The following is a 2,686-nucleotide window of genomic DNA, read 5'->3' as shown; positions in this document are numbered from 1 at the left end:
TCTTGTGTGTGGCTTTTTCTATTCTAAGTTCATTGTCTTTAGGGAAGCGAAATGAAAATTTCTCTGGTCGTTCCGGTCTTTAATGAAGAGGAAGCAATACCAATCTTCTATAAAACCGTGCGCGAGTTTGAAGGGCTTCAGCAGCATGAAGTTGAAATCGTCTTCATCAATGACGGCAGTAAGGACGCGACAGAGTCCATTATTAACACGCTTGCCATTGCTGATCCGCTTGTGTTTCCACTGTCTTTCACGCGTAACTTCGGTAAAGAGCCTGCGCTATTTGCTGGTCTTGATCATGCAACAGGTGAAGCCGTCATCCCAATTGACGTCGACCTGCAGGACCCGATTGAAGTCATCCCTCACCTGATTGAGAAGTGGCACTCCGGGGCAGATATGGTTCTGGCTAAGCGCTCTGATCGCTCTACAGATAGCAGACTGAAGCGTAAATCTGCCGAGTGGTTTTATAAGCTGCACAACAAAATCAGTAATCCGAAGATCGAGGAAAACGTCGGTGATTTTCGTCTGATGTCCCGTGAGGTCGTGGAAAATATCAAGCTCATGCCAGAGCGAAACCTGTTCATGAAGGGTGTTCTGAGCTGGGTCGGTGGCCGGACTGATGTCGTAGAATATGCACGCGCAGAACGCGTCGCAGGCAGCACGAAATTCAACGGGTGGAAGTTGTGGAACCTTGCTCTTGAAGGCATCACCAGTTTCTCTACTTTTCCGCTTCGCATGTGGACGTATATTGGTCTTTTTGTTGCCGGCCTGGCATTCATCTACGGCGCATGGATGATTGTAGACACCCTGGCGTTTGGTAACGCGGTGCGAGGATATCCATCCCTTCTTGTCTCAATATTGTTCCTTGGTGGTGTGCAGTTAATTGGCATTGGTGTGCTGGGCGAGTACATAGGACGTATTTATATGGAAAGCAAAGGGCGACCTCGCTACCTGCTGAAAAAGGGTAACAAATGAAAAGTCTTTCTCATTACTTTCAGGAAGAAAATAAAGCCATTTGGTTAAGCATTGGCCTGTCGCTATTGCTGATTCTCCCAATAATTCTAACTGGCTCAATATATATTGATGACAATACAAGAACTATAAGGGATTTTAACTGGTCTGGTGATGGCAGGTTCCTTGCCAACTATTTCTTCGAGATGTTGAGCCTGGGCAACGGGGTACTTGATTATTACCCATGGACAAACATCTTCGCAGCTATCTTAACTGGGCTGTGTGGAGTGTTGATAGCCAGGTCACTAAGCATAAAAGGAACGCAAAACATAGTTCTAATCTCTGCTGCAATGCTGTCATCACCATTTATGGTTTCTAACTTAACATACAGGTTTGATTCCATAACAATGGCACTATCTCTTGCATTGGCAGTGCTACCTTTTGTGTGTTACTTAAACATTAAAGCATTTGCATTAGTATCATTTGTGAGCATTATTACTTCTTCGTACTTATATCAGCCTTCAGTTTCAACGTATGTAGGTATGGCTGTTATTTATGCCGCATATAATTATGAATCATTTATAAAACTTACAAAATCCTTATCAATTTGTGCAATTATATTTGTTGTTTCAGTCTTATCTTTTATATTAATCAATAAACTCACTGGCGGAGTGGCACGGTCTGAATTCTTTACATCATCAGAAGATCCTGCAGGCCTTCTGAAATACAATTTATTCAGATCCATTCAACTGCTGTCGTGGTCTGCCTCTGGAGTGACAAAAGTTTTATATGCAACAGCATTTCTTGCTTTTTGTTTGGCTTGTATAAAAGCAATCAGACTGTCTTTTGCTCTCGCTGCAATATACACACTTTCACTTCTATCTCTTGTGGTTATTTCATTTATACTTAATGCGGTACTGCTAACGCCATGGTTTAATTCAAGAACCCTGATATCGTTCCCTCTTGTAGTTGTATTTTGCTTTGCGTTATTTATAAAGCATTATGAGCTATCTCTAAGATTAAAAAACACCTTCACATCATTAACTGTTGCTTGCTCATTGCTGTTTTGCTCTTTGTTTGCGAACGCGCTTTCTTCACAAGACAACCTAAACACTGTTTATTACTCAAAGATAATGAGTGAGGTTGATGGTGATATACAAAAGGTGGCTATATATGGAGAGCAGCCCAGACCGCGTGAGTTCGTTATGGCATCAAAAGTTTATCCACTGATTGATAATCTTGTGCCTAATTACATGCGCAGAGGAAATGGATGGGCTCAGGTATACCTGCACAGAAACTCTTCTCGTTTCAGAATGATAACCATGCAGGAACAGGAGACGATCTTCAGAGAATCATGCGGTAAAGGGCGCTGGAAGAAAGGGGAGTTGTTTTATACAAAATCCTTTAACGATATCCTTATCGTGTCTTTTTCTGGTAAGTTCTGTGAATGATGTAGCCGCCCTTTCGGGCGGCATTTAGGCCTTATATCCCATAAATATGGACGTTTCGGTAATTCCAGTTGATCCTCTGTTCGCCAGAGTTATGCCTGAGGCAAGCGTATGTCCTTGAGCTGCAAGTATCCCAGAGAACTGTACCTGAGATGTTGTCGCGCTTTGGTGAATAATCCTGCTACTAAACAGACAGACCTGCCCCCAGGATTAGATACAACATTCAGTTAGTAATGTCGGTTGGTTTTTCTTCATATTTCCCGTTTCGCCAGCCCGCGGCAAATTCAGCA

2 protein-coding genes are annotated in these 2,686 nt (G+C 42.7%); both read left to right on the top strand.

Annotated elements, in window-relative coordinates; all coding sequences use genetic code 11:
* Nucleotides 1-51: 51 nt before the first annotated feature.
* Entirely contained in the window at nucleotides 52-972 is a 921-nt protein-coding gene (locus VSR74_RS23130; protein WP_347796829.1) for a glycosyltransferase family 2 protein, read from the top strand.
* Nucleotides 969-2,399, top strand: a complete 1,431-nt coding sequence (locus tag VSR74_RS23125; RefSeq protein ID WP_347796828.1) for a glucosyltransferase domain-containing protein — start codon at nucleotides 969-971, stop codon at nucleotides 2,397-2,399. The genes VSR74_RS23130 and VSR74_RS23125 overlap by 4 nt, the downstream gene beginning before the upstream one ends.
* The last annotated feature ends 287 nt before the right edge of the window (nucleotides 2,400-2,686 follow it).

It is taken from the genome of Pseudocitrobacter cyperus (assembly GCF_039889165.1).
Taxonomy (GTDB): domain Bacteria; phylum Pseudomonadota; class Gammaproteobacteria; order Enterobacterales; family Enterobacteriaceae; genus Pseudocitrobacter; species Pseudocitrobacter cyperus.
This window is presented reverse-complemented; position numbering and strand designations above follow the sequence as displayed.